Source organism: Streptomyces sp. NPDC111744 (genome assembly GCF_055634995.1).
Genome location: NZ_JBVKCG010000013.1, coordinates 51,078 through 71,431 on the forward strand (window position 1 = coordinate 51,078; position 20,354 = coordinate 71,431).

The following is a 20,354-nucleotide window of genomic DNA, read 5'->3' on the forward strand; positions in this document are numbered from 1 at the left end:
GCCGTTTCCCCCGTCCCCGTCGGGGGACTCGGACGCTATGGTGCTAATCGGATACACGATGATGACCGAACAGGCCGGTCCGCGTGATCTCGTGGACCATGTGGTGCGGGCGGAGGAGGCGGGTTTCGACTTCTCGGTGACCTCGGACCACTACTTTCCGTGGCTGCGCTCACAAGGTCACTCCCCGTACGCGTGGAGCGTGCTCGGCGCCGCCGCCCAGGCCACCACGCGGATCCCGCTGATGACCTATGTGACCTGCCCGACGTTCCGCTACCACCCGGCGGTCGTGGCCCAGAAAGCGGCGACCATGCAACTGCTGTCCGGGGGCCGCTTCAGGCTGGGCCTCGGCTCGGGAGAGAATCTCAACGAGCACGTGGTGGGCGGCGGCTGGCCGTCGGTGGACGTACGGCACGAGATGCTCCAGGAGGCAGTCGAGATCATCAGGGCGCTGTTCGCGGGCGGCCACGTCAACCATCGGGGCCCGCACTACGACGTGGAGTCGGCCCGCCTGTGGGACCTGCCGGACGAGCCGCCGCCGATCGGCATCGCGGTCTCCGGCGAACAGTCCTGCAAGCTCGCCGGGCACCTCGCCGACCTGGCCATCGCCACCGAGCCCAAGGCGTCCCTCCTGGAGGCCTTCGACCGGCACGGCGGGTCGGGCAAGCCCCGGGTCGGCCAGCTGCCGGTGTGCTGGGACCCCGACCGCGACACGGCGGTGAAGCGCGCACACGCCCAGTTCCGCTGGTTCGGCAGCGGCTGGAAGGTGAATTCCGAGCTGCCGCACCCGGACTCCTTCGAGTCCGCGACCCAGTTCGTCACCCGGGACGACGTGGCCGCCTCCATCCCGTGCGGGGACGACCCGGACGACTTCGTCGAGGCCGTACGGCCGTACGCCGAGGCCGGGTTCGGGGAGATCGCCCTGGTGCAGATCGGCGGCGAGTCGCAGCCGGACTTCCTGGACTGGTCCCGCAAGACGCTGCTGCCGGCGCTGCGCGACGCGCTCGGCTGATCTTCGACCGTGCGGCAAACCCCGGCCAATGGGTCGATATAGGCTGCCCGTCGGTACGTATGCAGTTCGGCAGCCTTCAGGAGCGTCCTCCGTGACCCTAGCGATCGACCCGTCCGAGACGTCCAGCGCGTCCCCCGCTCCCCTGTCCGACCTCGTGGCGCGGGACGCCCGGGAGTTCGGCGCCTACGTACGCACCGGAGGGTGGACGTTCGGGCTGATGGTGGCCCGCAGTGTGCGGCCCGGAGGGCAGGGCGCGGACGAGACGCCGAAGGTGTCGGCGAAGGAGTTCGCGGAGCTGGCCGGCTGTTCCCCGGAGCGGGTGATGCGCTACTACAAGGCGTGGGACAGGGCGGCCGACGACGGAGTCGTCCCGCACTTCGAGGCTCTCGCCCCGGGCCAGGAGGTCGAACTCCCGGACTCCGAGGTGTGGCTGGACTACTACGTCTCCCGCAACAGCGCCACGTCCGAGCGCGGCACCGCCATCACCGAGGCCGCCGAGGCCGAGGGCATCCGGCCCACCAAGGCCCTCGAAGTGGCCGAGAACCCCACCGCGCTGCGGGCCGCCATCCTCGCCGACCCCTCCACCGCCCGCGCGGCCCGCTCCGCGTTGCTCGACCGCATCAAGGAGGACCCCGACCTGCAGACGGTGCTGGCCCGCGACGTGGTCCGCATGGCCGACCTGAAGAAGGCCGTCGCCACCGAGAGCCGCTCGGCCGACCGCATCGGTTACGTCCGCCAGATCGCCGAGACCGGCCAGATCAGGACACCGGCCGGGCAGACGGTCGACGCACCTGTCGGACTGCGTCAGGAGGCCGAGCGCCATCTGTCGCTCCTCGACGAGCTGGACGAGGACGAGGACACCGGAGAGTGGGCGACCGAGGCCTACGACACCATGAAGAACCTCGTCGTCGAGACGGTCGAGGCGGACCCCGAACTCCGCGTCCAGGAGAAGCGCACCAAGTTCTACAGCAGCCTGCAGAAGGCGACCAAGGCGTTCGAGGAGCTGACCTTCGACGACGCCCAGGACTTCTACGAGGACGACATGGTCCAGCGCCTGGAGGAACTCCAGCAGGCCATCGGCTCCTGCCTGGCCGCGCTGCGCGGCACGAAGGGCGATTCCGCCATGGATTCCGCTCACGATTGAGCGTTTTTCATGTGAGAGGGGTACTAGAGGGCACCAAGTCGATCGTCTCGGAGGGCTCTCGCGTGAACCCCATCGTGCACAGGACCCTGGTGGTACAGCTCCGCGCGGACGGAACGGCCCGCTGTCCCGTCCTCGCCCACCTGTCGTACGACACCTCGGACCCGTTCGCCGTCACCGCGATGTTCACCCTGGACGGCCGGGTGCTCGCCAGGTGGCGGCTGGACCGGGAGATGCTGAACGACGCTCTCAGGGAGCCGGTCGGGGTCGGGGACGTCCGCCTGCGTCCCGTACGGCAGGGACGCTGGAGGGAAGTGCGCATGGATTTCCTCGGCGACCCCCTGCCCGGCGGCGGCCGGCATCACGCGGTCGTGTTCGCCTGGGCGCCCGCGCTGGCCTCCTTCCTGGGCGACACCTACATGGCCGTGCCGCCCGGGCGGGAGGAGGTCCGCGTGGACGACGTACTGGCGGAGATCCTCGCCACCGGCTGAGTAACCGCCTGACAGGCTGAGTAGCCGTACTCATGTCTGCTTCCGGGCGCGCGGCCACGATGGGGCTCCCACGACGAGGAGTCCGCCATGACGGCAGTGCACCCCGCCCCGCGCCCCGTTCCGCACCGTGTGCCACGCCGGATCCCGCCCGCCCTGCTCACCGGTGTGGTGGTGGCCGGCACGGCCGTGTCGGCGTGGGGTGCCCGGGATGGCTGGCTGCCGAGATCGGCGGGCACGGTGCGGACACCTTCCTCGGCACGCAGGGCGATGTCTGGGACACCCAGTGGGACATGTTCTGCGCGCTCATCGGGGCGACGGTGTCACTACTGCTGCTCAGCCGCCTGCACGATCGGCAGCCGCGAGCCCTGAAGGCGGCTCAGCGGGTGGTGTGACGGCGCCGGGCCCACAGCGGCAGGCCGTACCAGCACACCAGGTACCAGGCGACGACGACCCCGACGAACCAGGTCACATGGCTGCCACTGGTGGCGACCCGCAGGATCAGCACCAGGGAGGAGGCCATGGTGGCGAGCAGCAGGAACAGGCCGATCTGGGTGAGTTTGGAAGCCAGCCGCACCGCCTCCGGCTTCACCTTGCGGCCGGCGAGCAGGCGGTGCAGGGACACCGGGCCGATGAGAGCGCCCGTCGCCGAGGCGCCCAGGAAGACGGTCACGATGTAGATCGTCTTGTCCACGTCGGGCAGCCCGGCGTACTTCTGCTGGAAGACCACGGTGAGCAGGAAGCCGAAGAGGATCTGCACACCGGTCTGGGCGACACGCACCTCCTGGATGAGTTCACCCCACATCCGGTCGGCGCGCTCCTCCTCCGTCTCGTCGCGTCCTCTCCTCGTCTCCTGGCTCGTCATGGGGTCCGTGTAACCGTCGGACCCGTCGTTCAAACGGGCCGGGCCGGGGGCGGCACCGTGGTGGCGGCCCTGGCCCGGCGGGTGCTACCAGCGGTTCTCCACCTGGTCCTTGATGCGGCGGTCGTAGAGCTCGCGGATGGCGGTGAGCGTCTCCGCGGGCAGTTCCGGGAGCTTGCCGGCGGCCGCGTTGGCGCGGGCCTGCTCGGCGTTCCTGGCGCCCGGGATCACCGTGGTCACGCCCGGCTGTTCGACGATCCAGCGCAGGGCGAGCTGAGCCGGGGTGTACCCCTCGGGGACGAGCGCGGCGAACTCGGCGGCGGCCTCGACGCCCGTGGTGTAGTCGACACCGGAGAAGGTCTCGCCCTGGTCGAAGGCCTCTCCGTGCCGGTTGAAGGTGCGGTGGTCGTCGGCCGCGAAGACGGTGTCCTTGGTGTACTTGCCGGACAGCAGACCGGAGGCGAGCGGTACGCGCGCGATGATGCCGACGCCGGCCTCGCGGGCGGCCGGGAGGACCTCGCGCAGCGGCTTCATGCGGAACGGGTTGAGGATGATCTGCACACTGGCCACGCCCGGGCGGGCGATCGCGGTGAGCGCCTCCGCGCAGGTCTCGACGCTGACGCCGTAGGCCGCGATGCGCTCCTCCTCGACCAGGGTGTCGAGGGCGTCGAACACCTCGTCGGAGGAGTAGACCGGGGTCGGCGGGCAGTGCAGCTGCACCAGGTCCAGACGGTCCACGCCGAGGTTGCGGCGGGACCGGTCGTTCCACACGCGGAAGTTGTCCAGGACGTAGTTCTCCGGGATCTGGTCGACCCGGCGGCCCATCTTGGTGGCCACCAGCACATGCAGGTCCGGCCTGCCGCGCAGGAAGCCGGCGATGGTCTGCTCGCTGCGCCCGTCGCCGTACACGTCGGCGGTGTCGAAGAAGGTCACCCCCGACTCGGCAGCGGCCTCCAGAACGGCCAGGGCCTCCTTGTCGTCCACATCGCCCCAGTCGGCGCCGAGCTGCCAGGTGCCGAGGCCGACGACCGATGCCCGCTGTTGCGACCTGTCGATTACGCGTTCGTCCATGGGGCCAGTCTGTCACCCGCCACCGACAACGGTGTCACGGGCCTCTTCGACCCCGCCCACCTGTGAATCCTTCACCCACACGGGTGATTGTGTTCGACAGAAATCGGGGGACGTCAACCCGGCCCTAGCGTGTCGGCGTGACTGATTGTTCAGCGAACAACTTCCCTGCCAGGGGTGGCTGGAGCCGTCGGGGTTTCCTGCGGTCCGCCGCCGCGCTGGCCGCCGTACCGGTACTGCTGGCGGCGGACCCGGCCGTGGCCGCCGCCGAACTGCCCGGCTTCCCGGCGGCGGTCGAGCTGTACCGCTCGGCGTACCGCAACTGGGTCGGCGAGATCACCGCGGACGGGCTGTGGGCCTGCGCCCCGGCCGACGCGGACGAGGTGCTCACGGTCGTCGACTGGGCCTGGCGCAACGGCTGGCGGGTACGCGCGCGTGGCTCCTCGCACGGCTGGTCACCACTGACCGTCACCGAGGGGACGGCCGCCGACGACAAGGTGCTGCTCGTCGACACCAGGACGCACCTCACGGGGCTCTCCCTGGACTCCGGGGCGGAGGTACGGGCCGGGACCGGCGTCACCATGGAGGCGCTGCTCACCTTCCTGGAGGGCCACGGTCTCGGACTCACGGCCACGCCCGCGCCCGGCGATCTGACGCTCGGCGGCGCGCTGGCGATCGACGCGCACGGCACCGCCGTACCTGCCGACGGCGAGAAGCGACTGCCTGGGCACACCTACGGTTCGCTGAGCAATCTGGTGCTGTCGCTGACGGCGGTGGTGTGGGACGGGAACGCGGGAGCGTATGTCCTGCGGACCTTTCGGCGCGACGAGGCGGACTGTGCGGCCCTGCTCACACATCTGGGGCGCGCGTTCGTGACCGAGGTCGTCCTGCGGGTGGGGGCGGACAGCAATCTGCGGTGTGTCAGCCGGACCGACATCCCGGCCGGCGAACTGTTCGCCGCGCCCGGTTCCGGCGGGCGCACCCTCGACGGTTTCCTGACGCGGTCCGGGCGCATCGAGGCGATCTGGTTCGCGTTCACCGAGTACCCGTGGCTTAAGGAGTGGAGCGTCGCCCCGAGCAGGCCGCTCGCCTCGCGGCATGTCACGTCACCGTACAACCACCCCTTCTCCGACAGCGTGCCGACAGTGGTCGCCGACCTCGTGGGGCGGATGGTGGGCGACACGGCCTGGTATCTGGCGCCGGTGCTGGGCAACGCGCAGCTGGACGCGGCGGCGCTCGGGTTGGTGACGACGCTGTCCTCGGACATCTGGGGGGCGTCGAAGAACACGCTGCTGTACCTGAGGCCGACCACGCTGCGGGTCGACGCGAACGGGTACGCGGTGCTGACTCGGCGGGCAGAAGTGCAGCGCGTTGTCCACGAGTTCACTTCGTTCTACCGGGAACGGCTCGCCGCGTACGCCGCGTTGGGGCGGTTCCCGGTCAACGGGTCGGTGGAGATTCGGGTGACGGGGCTGGACGAGCCTGGGGATGTCGAACTGGCCGGTGCCCAGGTTCCGTTGCTTTCCGCGGTGCGGCCGAAGGGCGTGGCGGACACGGCGGTGTGGCTGGATGTGCTGACGCTGCCGGGGACGCCTTGTGCGGAGGCGTTCTTGCGTGAGTTGGAGCGGTTCTTGTTCGAGCGGTACGAGGGGACGCGCGTCGAGTGGTCCAAGGGGTGGGCGTATACCGAGTCCGATGTGTGGAGCGACGAGGAGGTGCTCGGTACGACTGTTCCGGGGTCCTTCGAAAACGCGGTGTGGGATTCGGCGGTCGGGACGCTCGACCGCCTCGACCCGCACCGTGTCTTCAGTAACGGGTTCCTGGATCGGGTCCTTGTGCGCCGTTGACGCCTGCGGGCCCGGCGGGGGCTGGTCGCGCAGTTCCCCGCGTCCCTGAGGAGCGCGCTCCCCGAACCGGCGCCAGAAGTACCGGTCTTCTCCTAGAAGTAGTGGCGGCCCTCTTCCAAGTCGGCGATCAGACCCGGCTGTTCCGGCTCCCAGCCCAGAAGCTTCCGGGTCCTCTCGCTCGATGTCGCGTTGTCGATCGCCGCCACCGCGCCCAGCCAGCCGAAGTGCGCTTCCGCCTCTGTGGGCGCGATGCTCTTCAGGGGGACGTCGAGGCCCTTGCTGATCGCCGTGGCGATGTCCTTGAAGGGGACTCCCTGGTCGGCCGCTCCGTGCAGGGCCGTGCCCGCCGGGGCCGACTCCAGTGCCAGGCGGTACAGGTGGGCCGCGTCCAGGCGGTGTACGGCCGGCCAGCGGTTGGTGCCCTCGCCGACGTACGCGGCGACGCCCGTCCGGCGGGCGACGTCGATCAGCTGCGGCACGAAGCCCTGGTCGCCACGGCCGTGCACCGTGGGGGCCAGGCGGACCACCGAGCTGCGTACGCCGCGCTCGGCCAGCGCGAGGGCGGCGAGGTCGCAGGCGCCACGGTGGATGCGCGGTGCCGGAATGTCCTGCTCCGTCGCCACACCGTCGACCGCGGCGAGCATCATGGTTCCCGAGGTGACGACGAAGGGCCGGTCCGAGCCCTCCAGGGCGGCGCCGATCGCCTCGATCACGCGCAGGTCGGTCTCCACGGCACGTGTCACGTCCGGGAAGTCTTCGTGGTTGAAGGCCAGATGCAGCACGCCGTCGGTCCCGGCCGCCGCGCGTGCCAGGTCCTCGGGGTTGTCGAGGCCGCCGCGGTGCACTTCCGCGCCCGCCGCCTTCAGGGCCTCGGCCGACTTGTCCGAGCGGGCGAGGGCGAGGACCTGGTGTCCGGCGCCGAGGAGTTCGGGGACTGCCGCGGAGCCGATGAAGCCGCTGCCGCCGGTGACGAATACCCGCATGGTGGGGTGCTCCTTCGATGAAGGCGATGAAGGGGGTTGTGCTTCCATCGTTCGGCCGACAGGCCGTGTGCGTCCAAAGCCTGTTTCTCATGGCGCCATGCCTTCTGGGCATCAGGGCAGGTCGTCGCGGCGCTACGGCTTACCCTGGGGGCATGGCCGACATGGATCCCACCCCCGATCTCGATCTGCGGGTGGTCCGGTACTTCACCGTGGTCGCCGAGCAGCGGCACTTCGGGCGGGCCGCCGAGGCCCTGCTCATCACCCAGCCGTCGCTGAGCCGGCAGATCCAGCGTCTGGAGCAGCTGCTGGGGGCGCGGCTCTTCGACCGGACCCCGCAGGGCGCCCGGCTCACCGGGGCCGGTGAGGTGTTCCTGCCGCGTGCCAGGGCGTTGTTGCGGGCCGCCGCCCAGGCCGCGACCGCCACCCGGGCCGCCGCCGAGCCCAACCGGGTCACCATCGGGTACATCAACGGAGTCTTCGTCACCGCGGCCGTACGCGATCTGCGCCGTCGATTCCCCGACGCCGAGGTGCAGACCCTGCACCTCGATTGGAACGAGTCGCGCGAGGCCCTGCTGACGGGGCGGGTGGACGCGGTGGTGACCCGGTTGCCGCTGCGCGCCGACGAGTTGCGGGTGACGGTCCTCTACGCCGAGCCGCGTGTCCTGGTCGTGCCGCTGGACCACCGGCTCGCCGGGAAGGAGTCGGTCACGCTCGACGACATCGCCGATGAGCCGCTGCCCCGAGGGCAGGATCCGCTCTGGAACGCGTTCTGGCGTGTCGATCCCCGACCGGACGGCAGCCCGGCGCCCGGCGGTCCGCTGATCGACGCGGTGGAGGACAAGTTCGAACACGTCGCCGCCGGGCAGGCGGTGGCGATCGTGCCCCGGGTGCCCGGCGTGGCCATCCGCCCCGACCTCACCACCGTCCCGCTGCACGGTGTCGAACCGAGCCATGTGGTGCTGGTGACCCGCGCCGAGGACGACACCCGGCTGCTGGCCGCCTTCCGCACGTCGGCCGAGGCGCTCCTGACGGCGCCGGAGCCCGGTCAGGGCGTCAGCTGGGCCTGGACGACGGGGCCGTAGCGGTCGGTGATGTCGTCGATCGCGGAGTCGCGCAGCCGTGGCCCGCGGGCGATGCCGTACATCACGCCCAGGCCGATGAGCTGGGCGACAGCGAGTTCGGCGCGCAGTGGGGCGTCGGGGCCGGTGAGCCGGGCGGCGACGCGGTCGACCACCTGGGTGCGGAAGTTGGCGCGCAGCACGTCTCCGTGGTCGCCGTGCAGGGGGGCGAAGACGATCCGCAGCAGCGGGTCGGCGCCCCGGTCGCGCTGGCCCTCCAGGACGTGCCGGACCATGTGCCGGCCGAGCTCGTCCAGGGGTGCGTCCAGCAGGGCGGTCGCGTCGGTGTCGAAGGACATCACACGGGCGAACAGACCGTCCTTGTTGCCGAAGTACTTGAGGATCAGCGGCGCGCTGACCCCGGCGCGTTCGGCGACGTCCTTGAGGGTGATGTCGGCGTGCGCGTGCCGGGCGAGGAGGTGGCGGGCGGCCTTGAGGATGGCCGCCTTGGTGGCCTCCGCGTCCCGGCGGACGGGCGCGGGTGTGGTGTCGGTGTCGGGTCGGGTGCTCACGGCACTCATGCTCCCTCCAGCGCGTCGTCACGGGCGCTCCGGGTGCGGCTCCGGGCGCGCGGGGCGTCGTCCGTGGCCTTGTCGCCGGGTATGGACAGGGCGGCCGCGGCGGCCGCGAGCGCGATGACGCCGGCCATCGCGAACGCCAGCAGATAGCCGTGCAGCGTGGGCACCTGGGCGCCGCCGACGAGGCTGGTGTGATGGGTGAGGACGGCGGCAACGGCGGCGCTGGAGGTGGCCTGGCCGATGGTCCGCATGAGGACGTTGACGCCGTTGGCGGAGGCGGTCTGGCTCGCCGGGACGGCCCGCAGGATCAGCGTGGGCAGCGCGGAGTAGGCGAGGGTGGTGCCGGTGGCGACGACGGTGGCGCCCAGGATGATCAGCCAGAGGTCGCGGCTGTCGGCGATGCGCACCACGTATCCGCAGGCGATGACCGCGGCGCCGAGGGCGAGGGTGATGCGCGGGCCGCGGGAGGCCGAGATCCGGGCGGAGAGCGGCGAGAACAGCAGCATGGTCACGCCACCGGGGAGCAGGCAGAGACCGGTGGCCACGATGGACAGGCCAAGGCCGTACCCGGTGGCCTTCGGCGCCTGCACCAGCTGGGCGGTGACCAGGGAGTTGGCGTAGAAGGCGAACCCGGTGAGCAGGGCGGCGACATGGGACAGCCCGACCCGGGGCCGGGACACCAGGTGCAGGTCGACCAGCGGCTGCTCGGTCCGCAGCTGCTGCCACCACCACAGGGCCAGTACGACGACGGTGGCGGCGAACAGTCCCAGCACGCTCGGGCTGCCCCAGCCCCACTGGCCGCCCTGGGAGACGCCGAGCAGCAGACAGGTCAGCCCCACGGCCAGCCCGAGCGCGCCGAGCACGTCGAACCGCCCGGGTGAGCGCACCGGGGACTCCCGAACCGCCCACCACACTCCCGCCACGCCCACCGCTCCGAGCAGGCTGGTCAGCCAGAACATGGTGTGCCAGTCGTAGTACTGCACCACCAGCGCGGCCAGCGGCAGGCCCAGCGCGGCACCGATGCCGACGGTGGAGCTCATCAGCGCCACGGCCGATCCCCGCCGCTCGGGCGGCAGTTCGTCGCGCAGGATGCTGATCGACAGCGGTACGACGGAGGCGGCGGCACCCTGCAGAGCGCGGGCGGCGATGAGCACGGTGATGTCGGACGACAGGGCGCACATCACGGAGCCGACGGTCATCAGGGCGAGCGCCCCGGTGAGCACCCGGCGCTTGCCGTACATGTCACCGGCCCGGCCGAGCACCGGGGTGAGGACGGCCCCGGACAGCAGGGTCGCCGTGACCATCCAGGAGACGGTGCCGGCCGAGGAGTGGGTGAGCTTGGGCAGGTCCGGGAGCAGGGGCACGACCACCGTCTGCATGACGGCCATCAGGATCCCGCCGAAGGCCAGTACCGGGATGGTCAGCCGCTCCCGCGACGGGGGCGGTGCGGCGGTCAAGCCCGAGGGTCCGGCGGTCGGGGCGGGGTGGTCCATCGGCGCTCCTGCGGACGGCAGAGATAAGGAGGTGAATACAAATTCACCCTATCGAGTGAATGACCTTTCACCAACTCATGCCGTCTTCGGGGGCGCCTACGACCGGGAGTGCAGGGCGCGCGCCGCCCGTGGCCCGAGCCATCGCTTGAACCGGCGCAGCACCTCCAGCCGGCCGGCCGCCTTGTCGATGCCGTAGTAGAGCTGCGGCGGTACGTACGGCAGCAGGGGCGAGTGGCGCTGGCCGAGCAGGGCGAACATGCGGTGCGGGGGCAGATGGATGTACCGGGGCAGGTTCTCGTACCACTGGGCGCTGAGGCGGGCGGCGCTCTGGGCGGAGAGCAGTTCGGCCTTGCGCTGCCGCTCGTAGGCGGCGAGCGCCTGTGGATCGGCGCCGTGTTCGCGCAAGGCTTCCGCGAGGCACATCGCGTCCTCCAGGGCGAGGGTGGTGCCGGCGCCGACGGAGTAGTGGGTGGTGTGGGCGGCGTCGCCGAGCAGGACGAGATTGCCGTGGTGCCAGGTGCGGTTGGTGAGGGTACGGAAGGTGGGCCAGGCGGCCGCCGAGGAGCCGCCGGTCAGCGGCCGCCCGTCGAGGATGCCGGTGAACAGCTTTTCCAGCAGGGCCAGTTGGTCGGCCTCGTTCAGCGTGTCGAGGCCGAGGCCGGTGAGGGTCTCGGGGGCGCACTCGATGACGCAGGTGCTGTGCTCGGCGTCGTAGGGGTAGCCGTAGCACCAGACCCAGCCGTGCTCGGTCTCGGCGAAGGCGAAGGTGAAGGAATCGAAGACCTTGGTGGTGCCGAGCCAGACATAGTGGTTGCGGCCCTCGGTGACCTCGGTGCCGAAGTCGTCGGCGTGCCGGGTGCGCAGGGCGCTGTGGATGCCGTCGGCGGCGACGACCAGGTCGGCCTCGGGGAGCTTGTCGGGCGTGATCTCGTTCTCGAACTCCAGCCGCACCCCCAGGGACCGGGCGCGGTCGGCGAGGATCTCCAGGAGGCGGTGGCGGCCGATGCCGTGGCCGGCGTCGCCGGGCTGCCGGGTGATCTGGTCGCGGACATGGGCGACGCCCTGGTTCCAGCGCACCGAGCTCTCCTCGATGGCGCGCGCCGACTCGGGATCGTGCGCGTGAAGCCGGTCCATCAGAGCACGCCAGTAGGTGACCCCCCAGCCGTAGGTCGAGCCCTCGGGATTGCGTTCGTGGACGGCGATGTCATGGGACGGGTTTTGCCGCTTGAGCAGGATCGCTAGATACAGGCCGGCGGGCCCGCCTCCGACGCAGACGACCTTCACACGCACCCCTGGATTTCACGGAAAGTGGTCAATTGGAACCGCAGGGTAGCAGCGGACGCGGGCCCGGCCGGGCTTTCGAATCGCGCCAGATCGACGGCGTGAGCCATGACACCCGGACGGCGGACCACCGCGAAAGATCGACGGAAACACCCGCACCCGGGCTAGGAATTCCCCGTTCCGGGAGCTGCGATCACCCCGCCACGGCAAGATCATCTTTGTTCAACCTTGTATGACATGTAGTCAATTGTCCTGATCGCAGCCAACCCGGTCCGGGCGATTTCGCCCGCCCGGAAACCGGCGGATAGGCATACGGAGTCATCACCCGCACCCACCACAGGAGCATCCGTATGCCCGAACTCACCCGCCGTCGCGCGCTCACCGCGGCCGGCGCCCTCGCCGCCGCGGCCGGCACCCAGACCCTGGTCGCGCCCGTCACCTCGGCCGCCACTCACCCGCGGCAGGGATCCCTCGAACCCTTCGACGAGGTCTACAAGGGGCGCCGGATACAGGGCCGCCCGTCCGGCATGGACGGCATGGACGGCATGGACGGCCACCACCACGGACACGGCGGCGGATACGCGGTGTTCGTGGACGGCGTGGAGCTGCATGTGATGCGGAACGCCGACGGCAGCTGGATCAGCGTGGTCAGCCACTACGACCCGGTGCGCACCCCGCGTGCCGCCGCCCGTGCGGCGGTCGACGAGCTGCAGGGCGCCGCACTGCTGCCGTTCCCCGCCAACTGACCGCCCTCGCAAGGACTTCCGGAGCCTCCAAGCACATGACCGTACGCAAGAACCAGGCCGACCTGTCCGCCGACGAGAAGCGGCGGTTCGTCGCCGCCGTCATCGAACTGAAGCGGAGCGGGCGTTACGACGACTTCGTGCGCACGCACAACGCCTTCATCATGTCCGACACCGACGACTCGGAGCGCACCGGCCATCGTTCGCCGTCGTTCCTGCCCTGGCACCGCAGATTCCTGCTCGACTTCGAGCGGGCGCTGCAGTCGGTGGACTCCTCGGTGGCACTCCCCTACTGGGACTGGAGCGCCGACCGCACGGTCCGTGCCACGCTGTGGGCCCCGGACTTCCTGGGTGGCACCGGGCGCAGCTCCGACGGGCGGGTGATGGACGGCCCGTTCGCCGCATCGAGCGGGAACTGGCCGCTCAACGTCCGTGTGGACGGCCGTACTTATCTGCGCAGGTCGCTCGGGACCGGCGTGCGCGAGCTGCCGACCCGGGCCGAGGTCGACTCGGTGCTGGCCATCCCGACGTACGACATGGCGCCCTGGAACAGCGCCTCGGACGGCTTCCGGAACCATCTGGAGGGCTGGCGCGGGGTCAACCTGCACAACCGGGTCCATGTCTGGGTCGGCGGGCAGATGGCCACCGGGGTCTCCCCCAACGACCCGGTGTTCTGGCTGCACCACGCCTTCATCGACAGGCTGTGGGCCGAGTGGCAGCGCCGCCACCCGCAGGCGGCCTATGTGCCGGGCGGCGGGACGCCGGACGTCGTCGACCTGGACGAGACGATGAAGCCGTGGAACGACGTGCGGCCGGCGGACCTGCTCGACCACACGCGGTTCTACACGTTCGACGTCTGACGACGTCCGATCAGCCCGCCGCCGTACGGCACTCCGGGTGGCCCCAGCCCTGCCCGTTCTTCGCGATCGGCTCGCCGGCAGCGTAGGAGCGGCCGCACAGGCAGCGGCCGGGGAACTTGGCCTTGATGGTGCGCGTCGAGGAGCCCCCGGCGGCGGTCTTGCGGGGTGCCGCCTTGCGGCGCGGGGCCGCGGCGGAGGCGGCGGGCGTCGGCGACGGCGGCGGTACCGGGGATCCGAGGGCGCTGCCCGCGGCCTCCTGGACCGTCGCCGCCTGACTGGCCGCGCGGTCGGCGAAGTCGTTCAGCGGATCGCCGTCGACCTGGTGGGCGGGGACGTAGCGGAAGTCGACCGTGCGGCCGTCGAGGAGTTCGTCGATGCGCACGACGAGGTCCTGGTTGGCGACCGGCTTGCCCGCGGAGGTCTTCCAGCCGTTGCGCTTCCAGCCGGGCAGCCAGGTGGTGACCGCCTTCATCGCGTACTGCGAGTCCATCCGCACCTCGAGCGGCACGTCCGGGTCGGTGGCCGTCAACAGCCGTTCCAACGCGGTCAGTTCGGCCACGTTGTTGGTGGCCTTGCCGAGCGGCCCGGCTTCCCAGCGGGCCGGAGTCGCCGCGTCGTCGGACACCACCCAGGCCCAGCCCGCCGGTCCCGGGTTTCCCTTTGAAGCCCCGTCGCACGCGGCCACCAGTCGTTCACCCATGGGCCCGATCATGCCACGGCCGGGCGGGGAGCCCGGCCGTGGCCCTGTGTCCGTGCTGGTCAGACGTCCTTGGCCTGGGGCGGCTCGCCCTCGGTGGTGGTGATGTCGATCACCGAGAAGTTGGCGCCCTGCGGGTCGGTGAGCGCCGCGAACCTGCCGAAGGGGCTGCTCATCGGACCGAAGCGCAGCACCGCGCCGAGCTTGGTGGCCTTGGCGACGGCGTCGTCGCAGTTGTCGACGGTGAAGTAGACATTGATGTACGAGGGCACCTCGGGCGGGAAGTCGTCGGTCATCCGCATCCGGCCGAGGACGGTGTTCCCGTCCAGGTCGAACATCCGGAAGTCGACGTTGTCGTCCTCGAGCTGCTTGGCGGTGTAGGGGAAGACGGCGGTGAGGAAGGGGTCGGTCTTCTCGGGTTCGCGGGTGAAGACCTCGGCCCAGCAGTAGGCGCCGGGCACGGCCGTGGCCTCGAAGCCCTCATGGACGCCGCCCTGCCAGATACCGAACACCGCGCCGCTGGGCTCCCGGGCCAGGCACATCGTGCCGAACTCGCCGACCTGCATCGGCTCCATCAGCACCTCACCGCCGTTCTCCCGGATCCGCGCGGCGGCGGCCGCCGCGTCCGGCGAGGCGAGGTACAGACACCACTGCGACTGCCCCTCCTGGCCGGGCATGGGGGGTACGACGGCGGCGACGGCCTTGCCGTTCGCGTAGGCCTGGGTGTAGTTGCCGTACTCCGACGTCGACTCGCCGAACGTCCAGCCGAGGACCTCACCGTAGAAGTTCTTGGCCCCCTCCAGATCACTGAACATCGCGTCGGCCCAACAGGGGGTTCCTTCAGGTTGTACCGCCATCGCCGCGGCCCTTCCGATCGCACGGATTCTCCGGGTTTCTCACGCTAGCCATCCGGCGCTCCGCCCGCGCGCCGAACGCCGGACTCCGGCGGACACTGGGGAAGGTGAGCCGACGGGACTCGGCGGATGGGGCACGACATGACGGACACGATGCGGGCGTGGTCGGTGGAGCGGCCCGGACCGGTCGAGGGCGATCCGCTCCGGCTCGTCGAGCGTCCGGTACCGGTGCCCGGAGCCGACGAGCTGCTGGTCCGGGTGCGCGCCTGCGGGGTGTGCCGGACCGACCTGCATGTCACGGAGGGTGATCTGCCGGTGCACCGGCCCGGGGTGACGCCGGGGCACCAGGTGGTCGGCATGGTCGCGGGCAGGGGTGTCGAGGTGGCGGACTTCGCGGTGGGCGACCGGGTGGGGGTGGCCTGGCTGCGGCGCACGGACGGGACCTGCGCCTACTGCCGGCGGGGTGCCGAGAACCTGTGCCCGCACTCGGAGTACACCGGCTGGGACGCGGACGGCGGTTACGCCCAGTACACGACGGTGCCGGCGAACTTCGCCTACCGGCTGCCCGGCGCCCTCGACGACGTGGCGCTCGCGCCGCTGCTGTGCGCCGGGATCATCGGCTACCGCGCGCTGCGCCGGGCATCACTCCCCCGGGGCGGCCGGCTCGGCGTGTACGGCTTCGGGGGCAGCGCCCATCTCTGCGCGCAGGTGGCGCTCGCGGAGGGCGCGACCGTGCATGTGCTGACCCGGGGTGCCGAGGCCCGGCGGCTGGCCGTGGAGCTGGGCGCGGCCTCGGCCCGGGACACCTCCGAGCCGCCGCCCGAGCCGCTGGACAGCGCGATCCTGTTCGCCCCGGTCGGCGATCTGGTGCCGGTCGCACTGCGCGCCCTGGACCGGGGCGGGGTGCTGGCGGTCGCCGGCATCCACCTCAGCGACGTGCCGACGCTGAACTACGAGCGTGAGCTGTTCTACGAGCGGGAGCTGCGCAGCGTCACCTCCAACACCCGTGCCGACGGGCGGGAGTTCCTGGCCCTGGCCGAGCGGCACCACGTCCACGCGACCACCCACACGTACCCGCTGTCCGAGGCCCCTCAGGCCCTGCGGGACCTCAAGGCCGGGCGCTTCGACGGGGCCGCGGTGCTGGTCGACGACCTTTCCTGAGCCCAACCCTCGCCGGACCCGGGTACGAGAGCGGCCCACCGGCGCGCGATCAAGGAACGCAACCTTTTCCACCCCGAACACCAGGTTTGCGCAACTAAGGCGCACTACCGCCCCTTTCGCGCCGTACCCGTAGATCACCACGGCTGTTTGGCTGGTCCTTGCGCATCACCACCTCGCACCACCAGCGGCCCTCCGGGTCACCCCTGTTCGCTTCTCTGCTGGAGGGAATGTGTCCACACCGGACAGCGTCATCGGTTCCGCCGTCGACGAGCCCGAGCCGGATCCGACCACCGACGGGCAGCTCACCAGTCTGAGCACCCGGGCGGCGCGTCAGCTCGCCACGACCACCAAGTCCGAACCGCAGATGCAGGCCATCACCTCACGATGGCTGCTGAAGACACTGCCGTGGGTGGACGTCAAGGGCGGCGCCTACCGGGTCAACCGGCGCCTCCAGCTGCGCACCGGACGCGGCCGGGTGAGTTTCGAGCACAACGGCGGCGACGACATCCGGGTCATCCCGGGGACCCTCACCGAACTGCCCATCCTGCGCGGTTACGACGACCTGGACGCGCTGACCCAGATCGCCGCGCGGTTCCAGTCCCGTGAAGTGCGCGCCGGGCAGGTGCTGTTCGAGGCCGGGCAGCCGGTCACCGAGACCTACCTGGTCGTGCACGGCCGGTTCATCCGGTACGCGGCCGGCAAGTACGGCGAGGAGGAGGTCGTCGGAGTCGTCACCGACGGCGACCAGATGGGCGACGAGGCGGTCGGCCAGACCGACCCGCTGTGGCTCACCTCGGTCCGGGCGGAGACGGCCGGCGTGGTGCTGGCGCTGCCCTGGGCGGTCGTCGAGGAGGTCATGGACCGGGTGCCGTCGCTGGGCGCCCACCTCCAGGCGTATGTCGACCGGCAGCGGCTGCCGATGAACCGCAAGGGCGAGGCCGAGGTGCCGGTACAGGCCGGCCACCGGGGTGAGCCGACCCTGCAGGGCGGCTTCGTGGACTACGAACTCGCGCCGCGCGAGTACGAGTTGTCGATCACCCAGACCGTACTGCGGGTGCACACCAGGGTCGCCGACCTCTACAACCACCCGATGGACCAGACCCAGCAGCAGCTGCGCCTCACGGTCGAGGAGATCCGCGAGCGCCAGGAGTGGGAGCTGGTCAACAACCGCGAGTTCGGGCTGCTGCACAACATCGACTACGGGCAGCGGATCAGCTCCTTCACCGGCCCGCCGACCCCGGACGACATGGACGAGCTGATCTCCATGCGCCGCAAGACCAAGGTGATCCTGGCGCACCCCAAGGCGATCGCGGCGTTCTTCCGGCAGTGCAACCGGCGCGGACTGGTGCCCCCCAGCACGAACGTCGACGGGCACGAGATCCCGGCCTGGCGGGGGGTCCCGATCTATCCCTGCAGCAAGATCCCGATCACCGACGACCACACGAGCAGCATCGTCGCGCTGCGCACCGGCGAGGCCGACCAGGGGGTCATCGGCCTCTACCAGACCGGGATCCCGGAGGAGTTCCAGCCCGGCCTGAACGTCCGCTTCATGGGCGTCAACGAGCAGGCCATCGTCAACTACCTGGTCACCGCCTACTACTCGCTGGCCATCCTGGTCCCCGACGCGGCCGGGATCCTGGAGAACGTCCAGCTCGGCCGTACCGCCGACTGACGGCCTGGAGCACACAGTCATGACCAAAGCCACCCCCTCCTACGTCCTGCCCGGGCCGCCGAACATCGCGCAGAGTCTGCGCCCGGCCAGGCGCACCGGTGCGGTCCCCGGACTGCACTACCGGCCGGCCGTGCCCGCCGACCCCGCCAAGGCCGCCGAACTCGACCGCCGTCTGGAGACCTGGGCCCGGGAGCTCGACCTGTTCCCCGAGGCCTGGAAGGGGGACTTCTCGGGATTCCAGTTCGGCCGGGCCGTCGTACTCCAGCATCCGGGCGGTCTCGACCTGGACCGGCTCACCGTCGCCGGCAAGCTGCTGCTGGCCGAGAACATCGTGGACTCCTGCTACTGCGAGGAGGACGAGGGACGCGGCGGATCGCGGCGCGGGCTCGGCGGCCCGCTGATCATCGCCCAGTCGGCACTCGACCCCTACCACGGCGTCCCGGAGCTGGAGGAGGAGTGGCGCGAGGGCATCCGGGCCGACGGTCCGCTGCGCTCGTACCACTTCGCCCTGGTGGACTTCGCCGGGTTCGCCACACCGAGCCAGACCGACCGGTTCGTGCACGACATCGCCCGGCTGCACCTGGGGTACCTGGGCGAGGCCGCGTGGATGGAGACCCGGTACATGCCGCGGGTCTGGGAGTACCTGGTGATGCGGCAGTTCAACAACTTCCGGCCGTGTCTGTCGATCGTCGACGCGGTGGACGGCTATGAACTGCCCGAGCAGCTCTACGCCCGCCCGGAGATCCAGCGGATCACAGCCCTGGCCTGCAATGCGACCACGATCGTCAACGACCTGTACTCCTTCACCAAGGAGCTGGCGAGCGACCCGGACCACCTCAACCTGCCCCAGGTGGTGGCGGCCAACGACCGGCGCGGACTGAAGGCGGCGTACCTGAAGTCCGTCGACATCCACAACCGGATCATGGAGGCCTTCGAGGAGGAGTCGGCAGCCCTGGCCGCCACCTCGCCGCTGGTCGCGCGCTACGCGGAGGGCCTGGCCGCCTGGGTCTCGGGCAACCACGAGTGGCACTCCACCAACACCAACCGCTACCACCTGCCCGACTACTGGTAGCACCGCGCCCATCCGAAACGCCGTCAGAAACACTTCGAGGAGCAACTGTTGACCACCGCCCCTGTCGCCCGGAAGACGTCCACGTCAGCCCCGGTGCCGACCCAGTCCAGGTACCAGAACCGCGTCGCGGACTACTGGAACGCCGAGGAGAACCCGGTCAACCTCGAACTCGGAAAGATCGACGACCTGTACCACCACCACTACGGCATCGGCGAGGCCGACTGGTCGGTGCTCGACGAGACCGACCCCGAACTGCGCAAGGAACGCGTCACCAGCGAACTGCACCGTCTGGAGCACGCCCAGGCCGAGCTGCTGGCCGGTCACCTCGGCCCGCTCACCCCGGCCGACCGGGTCTTCGACGCCGGCTGCGGCCGGGGTGGCGGCAGCATCGTGGCGAACCTGCGCTACGGCTGCCAGGCCGACGGGGTCACGATCTCCGCCAAGCAGGCCGACTTCGCCAACGACATGGCCCGTAAGCGGGAGGTCGGCGACAAGGTCCGCTACCACCACCGGAACATGCTGGACACCGGCTTCGAGACGGCCGCGTACGCGGCCTCCTGGAACAACGAGTCCACGATGTACGTCGAGTTGGAGCTGCTCTTCGCCGAGCACGCCCGGCTGCTGCGCCGCGGCGGACGCTATGTCACGATCACCGGCTGCTACAACGACACCTACGGCCGGGCCTCGCGCGAGGTGTCCCTGATCAACGCGCACTACATCTGTGACATCCACCCGCGGTCGGAGTACTTCCGGGCGATGGCGAAGAACCGGCTCGTCCCGGTCCATGTGGAGGACCTCACCGAGGCGACGATCCCCTACTGGGAGCTCCGCAAGGAGGCCGAGCACCTGGTGACGGGGATCGAGGACGCCTTCCTCACCGCCTACAAGAACGGCAGCTTCCAGTATCTGCTGATCGTGGCCGACCGGGTCTGACCGGCGAGGCGCATGCGCGGGGCGGTGTCTGGGGACACCGCCCCACGTCGCCATGCGGGTCACTCGCCCGCGTACGCCTTCCTCAGCGTGGCGATGTCGAGCTTGCCCATCGCGTACATCGCCCGTGTGGTGCGGGCCGCCTTCTCCGGGTCGGCGTCGCCGATCATCTCGATCAGCCCGTCCGGGATGACCTGCCAGGACACGCCGTACCTGTCCTTGAGCCAGCCGCACGGGCCGGGCTCGCCGCCGTTCTCGGTGAGCTTGGTCCAGTAGTAGTCGACCTCCTCCTGGCCGTCGCAGTAGATCTGGAAGGAGATCGCCTCGGTGAACTTGAACTGCGGGCCGCCGTTGAGGGCGACGAACTTCTGCCCGTTGGCCGTGAAGTCGACGGCCAGCACGGAGCCCGCCTCCCCCGGTCCGGCCTCGTTGTAGCGGCCGACCTTCCCGACGCTGGAGTTCTTGAAGATCGACACGTAGTAGTGGGCGGCCTCCTCGGCCTGGCCGTCGAACCAGAGACACGTGGTGAATCCGTCGGTGGTCATGAACACCTCCTG

Annotated in this window: 20 protein-coding genes and 1 pseudogene; 12 read left to right on the plus strand and 9 right to left on the minus strand. The window is 70.5% G+C overall.

Features of this window, described 5'->3' with window-relative positions; genetic code table 11:
- Positions 1-37 precede the first annotated feature (37 nt).
- From ACZ7OO_RS26620 to ACZ7OO_RS26635, 4 genes and pseudogenes are all read left to right on the plus strand, one after another.
- On the plus strand, positions 38-1,009 hold the full coding sequence (locus ACZ7OO_RS26620; protein WP_471508362.1) for an LLM class F420-dependent oxidoreductase: 972 nt from the start codon (positions 38-40) through the stop codon (positions 1,007-1,009).
- 91 nt (positions 1,010-1,100) lie between these two features.
- Positions 1,101-2,153: a hypothetical protein gene (locus ACZ7OO_RS26625; protein WP_471508364.1), complete on the plus strand. Its 1,053-nt coding sequence runs from the start codon at positions 1,101-1,103 to the stop codon at positions 2,151-2,153.
- Between the two features lie 62 nt (positions 2,154-2,215).
- Positions 2,216-2,641 carry an SsgA family sporulation/cell division regulator gene (locus tag ACZ7OO_RS26630; RefSeq protein WP_471508648.1) on the plus strand — a complete coding sequence of 142 codons (426 nt, stop codon included), beginning with the start codon at positions 2,216-2,218 and terminating at the stop codon, positions 2,639-2,641.
- Between the two features lie 209 nt (positions 2,642-2,850).
- Positions 2,851-2,994, plus strand: a pseudogene (locus ACZ7OO_RS26635) (DUF2238 domain-containing protein); the annotation flags it as partial.
- A 23-nt stretch (positions 2,995-3,017) separates the two neighbouring features.
- Here ACZ7OO_RS26635 and ACZ7OO_RS26640 read toward each other — a convergent pair.
- Positions 3,018-3,503 carry a DUF6328 family protein gene (locus tag ACZ7OO_RS26640; RefSeq protein WP_471508366.1) on the minus strand — a complete coding sequence of 162 codons (486 nt, stop codon included), beginning with the start codon at positions 3,501-3,503 and terminating at the stop codon, positions 3,018-3,020.
- An 84-nt stretch (positions 3,504-3,587) separates the two neighbouring features.
- Positions 3,588-4,571 (minus strand): aldo/keto reductase, encoded by a 984-nt coding sequence (locus ACZ7OO_RS26645; RefSeq protein ID WP_471508368.1) that lies wholly within the window; start codon positions 4,569-4,571, stop codon positions 3,588-3,590.
- 137 nt (positions 4,572-4,708) lie between these two features.
- Between ACZ7OO_RS26645 and ACZ7OO_RS26650 the strand changes: the two genes are divergently transcribed.
- Complete coding sequence (locus ACZ7OO_RS26650; RefSeq protein ID WP_471508370.1) at positions 4,709-6,415, plus strand: cholesterol oxidase substrate-binding domain-containing protein; 1,707 nt, start codon at positions 4,709-4,711, stop codon at positions 6,413-6,415.
- A gap of 92 nt (positions 6,416-6,507) precedes the next feature.
- Here ACZ7OO_RS26650 and ACZ7OO_RS26655 read toward each other — a convergent pair whose 3' ends face one another.
- Positions 6,508-7,398, minus strand: coding sequence for an SDR family oxidoreductase (locus tag ACZ7OO_RS26655; RefSeq protein ID WP_471508372.1), 891 nt, complete (start codon positions 7,396-7,398; stop codon positions 6,508-6,510).
- A gap of 152 nt (positions 7,399-7,550) precedes the next feature.
- Between ACZ7OO_RS26655 and ACZ7OO_RS26660 the strand changes: the two genes are divergently transcribed.
- Entirely contained in the window at positions 7,551-8,480 is a 930-nt protein-coding gene (locus tag ACZ7OO_RS26660) for a LysR family transcriptional regulator (RefSeq protein WP_471508374.1), read from the plus strand.
- Here ACZ7OO_RS26660 and ACZ7OO_RS26665 read toward each other — a convergent pair.
- The 3 genes from ACZ7OO_RS26665 to ACZ7OO_RS26675 all read right to left on the minus strand — a co-directional run bounded on the left by ACZ7OO_RS26665 (position 8,444) and on the right by ACZ7OO_RS26675 (position 11,817).
- Positions 8,444-9,037 (minus strand): TetR/AcrR family transcriptional regulator, encoded by a 594-nt coding sequence (locus ACZ7OO_RS26665; RefSeq protein WP_471508376.1) that lies wholly within the window; start codon positions 9,035-9,037, stop codon positions 8,444-8,446. The genes ACZ7OO_RS26660 and ACZ7OO_RS26665 overlap by 37 nt on opposite strands.
- Positions 9,034-10,527, minus strand: coding sequence for an MFS transporter (locus tag ACZ7OO_RS26670; RefSeq protein ID WP_471508378.1), 1,494 nt, complete (start codon positions 10,525-10,527; stop codon positions 9,034-9,036). The genes ACZ7OO_RS26665 and ACZ7OO_RS26670 overlap by 4 nt, the downstream gene beginning before the upstream one ends.
- A gap of 96 nt (positions 10,528-10,623) precedes the next feature.
- Entirely contained in the window at positions 10,624-11,817 is a 1,194-nt protein-coding gene (locus ACZ7OO_RS26675) for an FAD-dependent monooxygenase (RefSeq protein WP_471508380.1), read from the minus strand.
- A 341-nt stretch (positions 11,818-12,158) separates the two neighbouring features.
- On the opposite strand from ACZ7OO_RS26675, the gene melC1 reads away from it, so the two are divergent.
- Both melC1 and melC2 read left to right on the plus strand, forming a co-directional pair.
- Positions 12,159-12,554 (plus strand): apotyrosinase chaperone MelC1, encoded by a 396-nt coding sequence (gene melC1, locus ACZ7OO_RS26680; RefSeq protein WP_471508382.1) that lies wholly within the window; start codon positions 12,159-12,161, stop codon positions 12,552-12,554.
- Between the two features lie 35 nt (positions 12,555-12,589).
- Positions 12,590-13,411 carry a tyrosinase MelC2 gene (gene melC2, locus ACZ7OO_RS26685; RefSeq protein WP_471508384.1) on the plus strand — a complete coding sequence of 274 codons (822 nt, stop codon included), beginning with the start codon at positions 12,590-12,592 and terminating at the stop codon, positions 13,409-13,411.
- Between the two features lie 10 nt (positions 13,412-13,421).
- Here the strand turns inward: melC2 and ACZ7OO_RS26690 are convergent, their stop codons facing one another.
- Together ACZ7OO_RS26690 and ACZ7OO_RS26695 are read right to left on the minus strand one after the other, a co-directional pair.
- A complete protein-coding gene (locus ACZ7OO_RS26690) occupies positions 13,422-14,123 on the minus strand; it encodes a ribonuclease H family protein (RefSeq protein ID WP_471508386.1) in 702 nt (233 codons plus the stop codon).
- A 47-nt stretch (positions 14,124-14,170) separates the two neighbouring features.
- Positions 14,171-14,965: a VOC family protein gene (locus ACZ7OO_RS26695; protein WP_471508388.1), complete on the minus strand. Its 795-nt coding sequence runs from the start codon at positions 14,963-14,965 to the stop codon at positions 14,171-14,173.
- A 150-nt stretch (positions 14,966-15,115) separates the two neighbouring features.
- On the opposite strand from ACZ7OO_RS26695, the gene ACZ7OO_RS26700 reads away from it, so the two are divergent.
- From ACZ7OO_RS26700 to ACZ7OO_RS26715, 4 genes are all read left to right on the plus strand, one after another.
- Positions 15,116-16,123 carry a zinc-binding alcohol dehydrogenase family protein gene (locus ACZ7OO_RS26700; RefSeq protein WP_471508650.1) on the plus strand — a complete coding sequence of 336 codons (1,008 nt, stop codon included), beginning with the start codon at positions 15,116-15,118 and terminating at the stop codon, positions 16,121-16,123.
- A gap of 229 nt (positions 16,124-16,352) precedes the next feature.
- Positions 16,353-17,795, plus strand: coding sequence for a family 2B encapsulin nanocompartment shell protein (locus ACZ7OO_RS26705; protein ID WP_471508390.1), 1,443 nt, complete (start codon positions 16,353-16,355; stop codon positions 17,793-17,795).
- Between the two features lie 19 nt (positions 17,796-17,814).
- Entirely contained in the window at positions 17,815-18,867 is a 1,053-nt protein-coding gene (locus ACZ7OO_RS26710; RefSeq protein WP_471508392.1) for a family 2 encapsulin nanocompartment cargo protein terpene cyclase, read from the plus strand.
- A gap of 48 nt (positions 18,868-18,915) precedes the next feature.
- Positions 18,916-19,800, plus strand: a complete 885-nt coding sequence (locus tag ACZ7OO_RS26715) for a geranyl diphosphate 2-C-methyltransferase (protein WP_471508393.1) — start codon at positions 18,916-18,918, stop codon at positions 19,798-19,800.
- 59 nt (positions 19,801-19,859) lie between these two features.
- On the opposite strand, the gene ACZ7OO_RS26720 is transcribed toward ACZ7OO_RS26715, so the two are convergent.
- On the minus strand, positions 19,860-20,342 hold the full coding sequence (locus tag ACZ7OO_RS26720; protein WP_471508395.1) for a VOC family protein: 483 nt from the start codon (positions 20,340-20,342) through the stop codon (positions 19,860-19,862).
- Between the last annotated feature and the right edge of the window lie 12 nt (positions 20,343-20,354).

Bases quoted from the DNA above. Each gene is read 5' to 3' on its own strand.
- ACZ7OO_RS26620 (WP_471508362.1), top strand. From the start codon at position 38: ATGGTGCTAATCGGATACACGATGATGACCGAACAGGCCGGTCCGCGT.
- ACZ7OO_RS26640 (WP_471508366.1), bottom strand. From the start codon at position 3,503: ATGACGAGCCAGGAGACGAGGAGAGGACGCGACGAGACGGAGGAGGAG.
- ACZ7OO_RS26645 (WP_471508368.1), bottom strand. From the start codon at position 4,571: ATGGACGAACGCGTAATCGACAGGTCGCAACAGCGGGCATCGGTCGTC.
- ACZ7OO_RS26655 (WP_471508372.1), bottom strand. From the start codon at position 7,398: ATGCGGGTATTCGTCACCGGCGGCAGCGGCTTCATCGGCTCCGCGGCA.
- ACZ7OO_RS26660 (WP_471508374.1), top strand. From the start codon at position 7,551: ATGGCCGACATGGATCCCACCCCCGATCTCGATCTGCGGGTGGTCCGG.
- ACZ7OO_RS26665 (WP_471508376.1), bottom strand. From the start codon at position 9,037: ATGAGTGCCGTGAGCACCCGACCCGACACCGACACCACACCCGCGCCC.
- ACZ7OO_RS26670 (WP_471508378.1), bottom strand. From the start codon at position 10,527: ATGGACCACCCCGCCCCGACCGCCGGACCCTCGGGCTTGACCGCCGCA.
- melC1 (WP_471508382.1), top strand. From the start codon at position 12,159: ATGCCCGAACTCACCCGCCGTCGCGCGCTCACCGCGGCCGGCGCCCTC.
- melC2 (WP_471508384.1), top strand. From the start codon at position 12,590: ATGACCGTACGCAAGAACCAGGCCGACCTGTCCGCCGACGAGAAGCGG.
- ACZ7OO_RS26690 (WP_471508386.1), bottom strand. From the start codon at position 14,123: ATGATCGGGCCCATGGGTGAACGACTGGTGGCCGCGTGCGACGGGGCT.
- ACZ7OO_RS26695 (WP_471508388.1), bottom strand. From the start codon at position 14,965: ATGGCGGTACAACCTGAAGGAACCCCCTGTTGGGCCGACGCGATGTTC.
- ACZ7OO_RS26700 (WP_471508650.1), top strand. From the start codon at position 15,116: ATGCGGGCGTGGTCGGTGGAGCGGCCCGGACCGGTCGAGGGCGATCCG.
- ACZ7OO_RS26710 (WP_471508392.1), top strand. From the start codon at position 17,815: ATGACCAAAGCCACCCCCTCCTACGTCCTGCCCGGGCCGCCGAACATC.
- ACZ7OO_RS26720 (WP_471508395.1), bottom strand. From the start codon at position 20,342: ATGACCACCGACGGATTCACCACGTGTCTCTGGTTCGACGGCCAGGCC.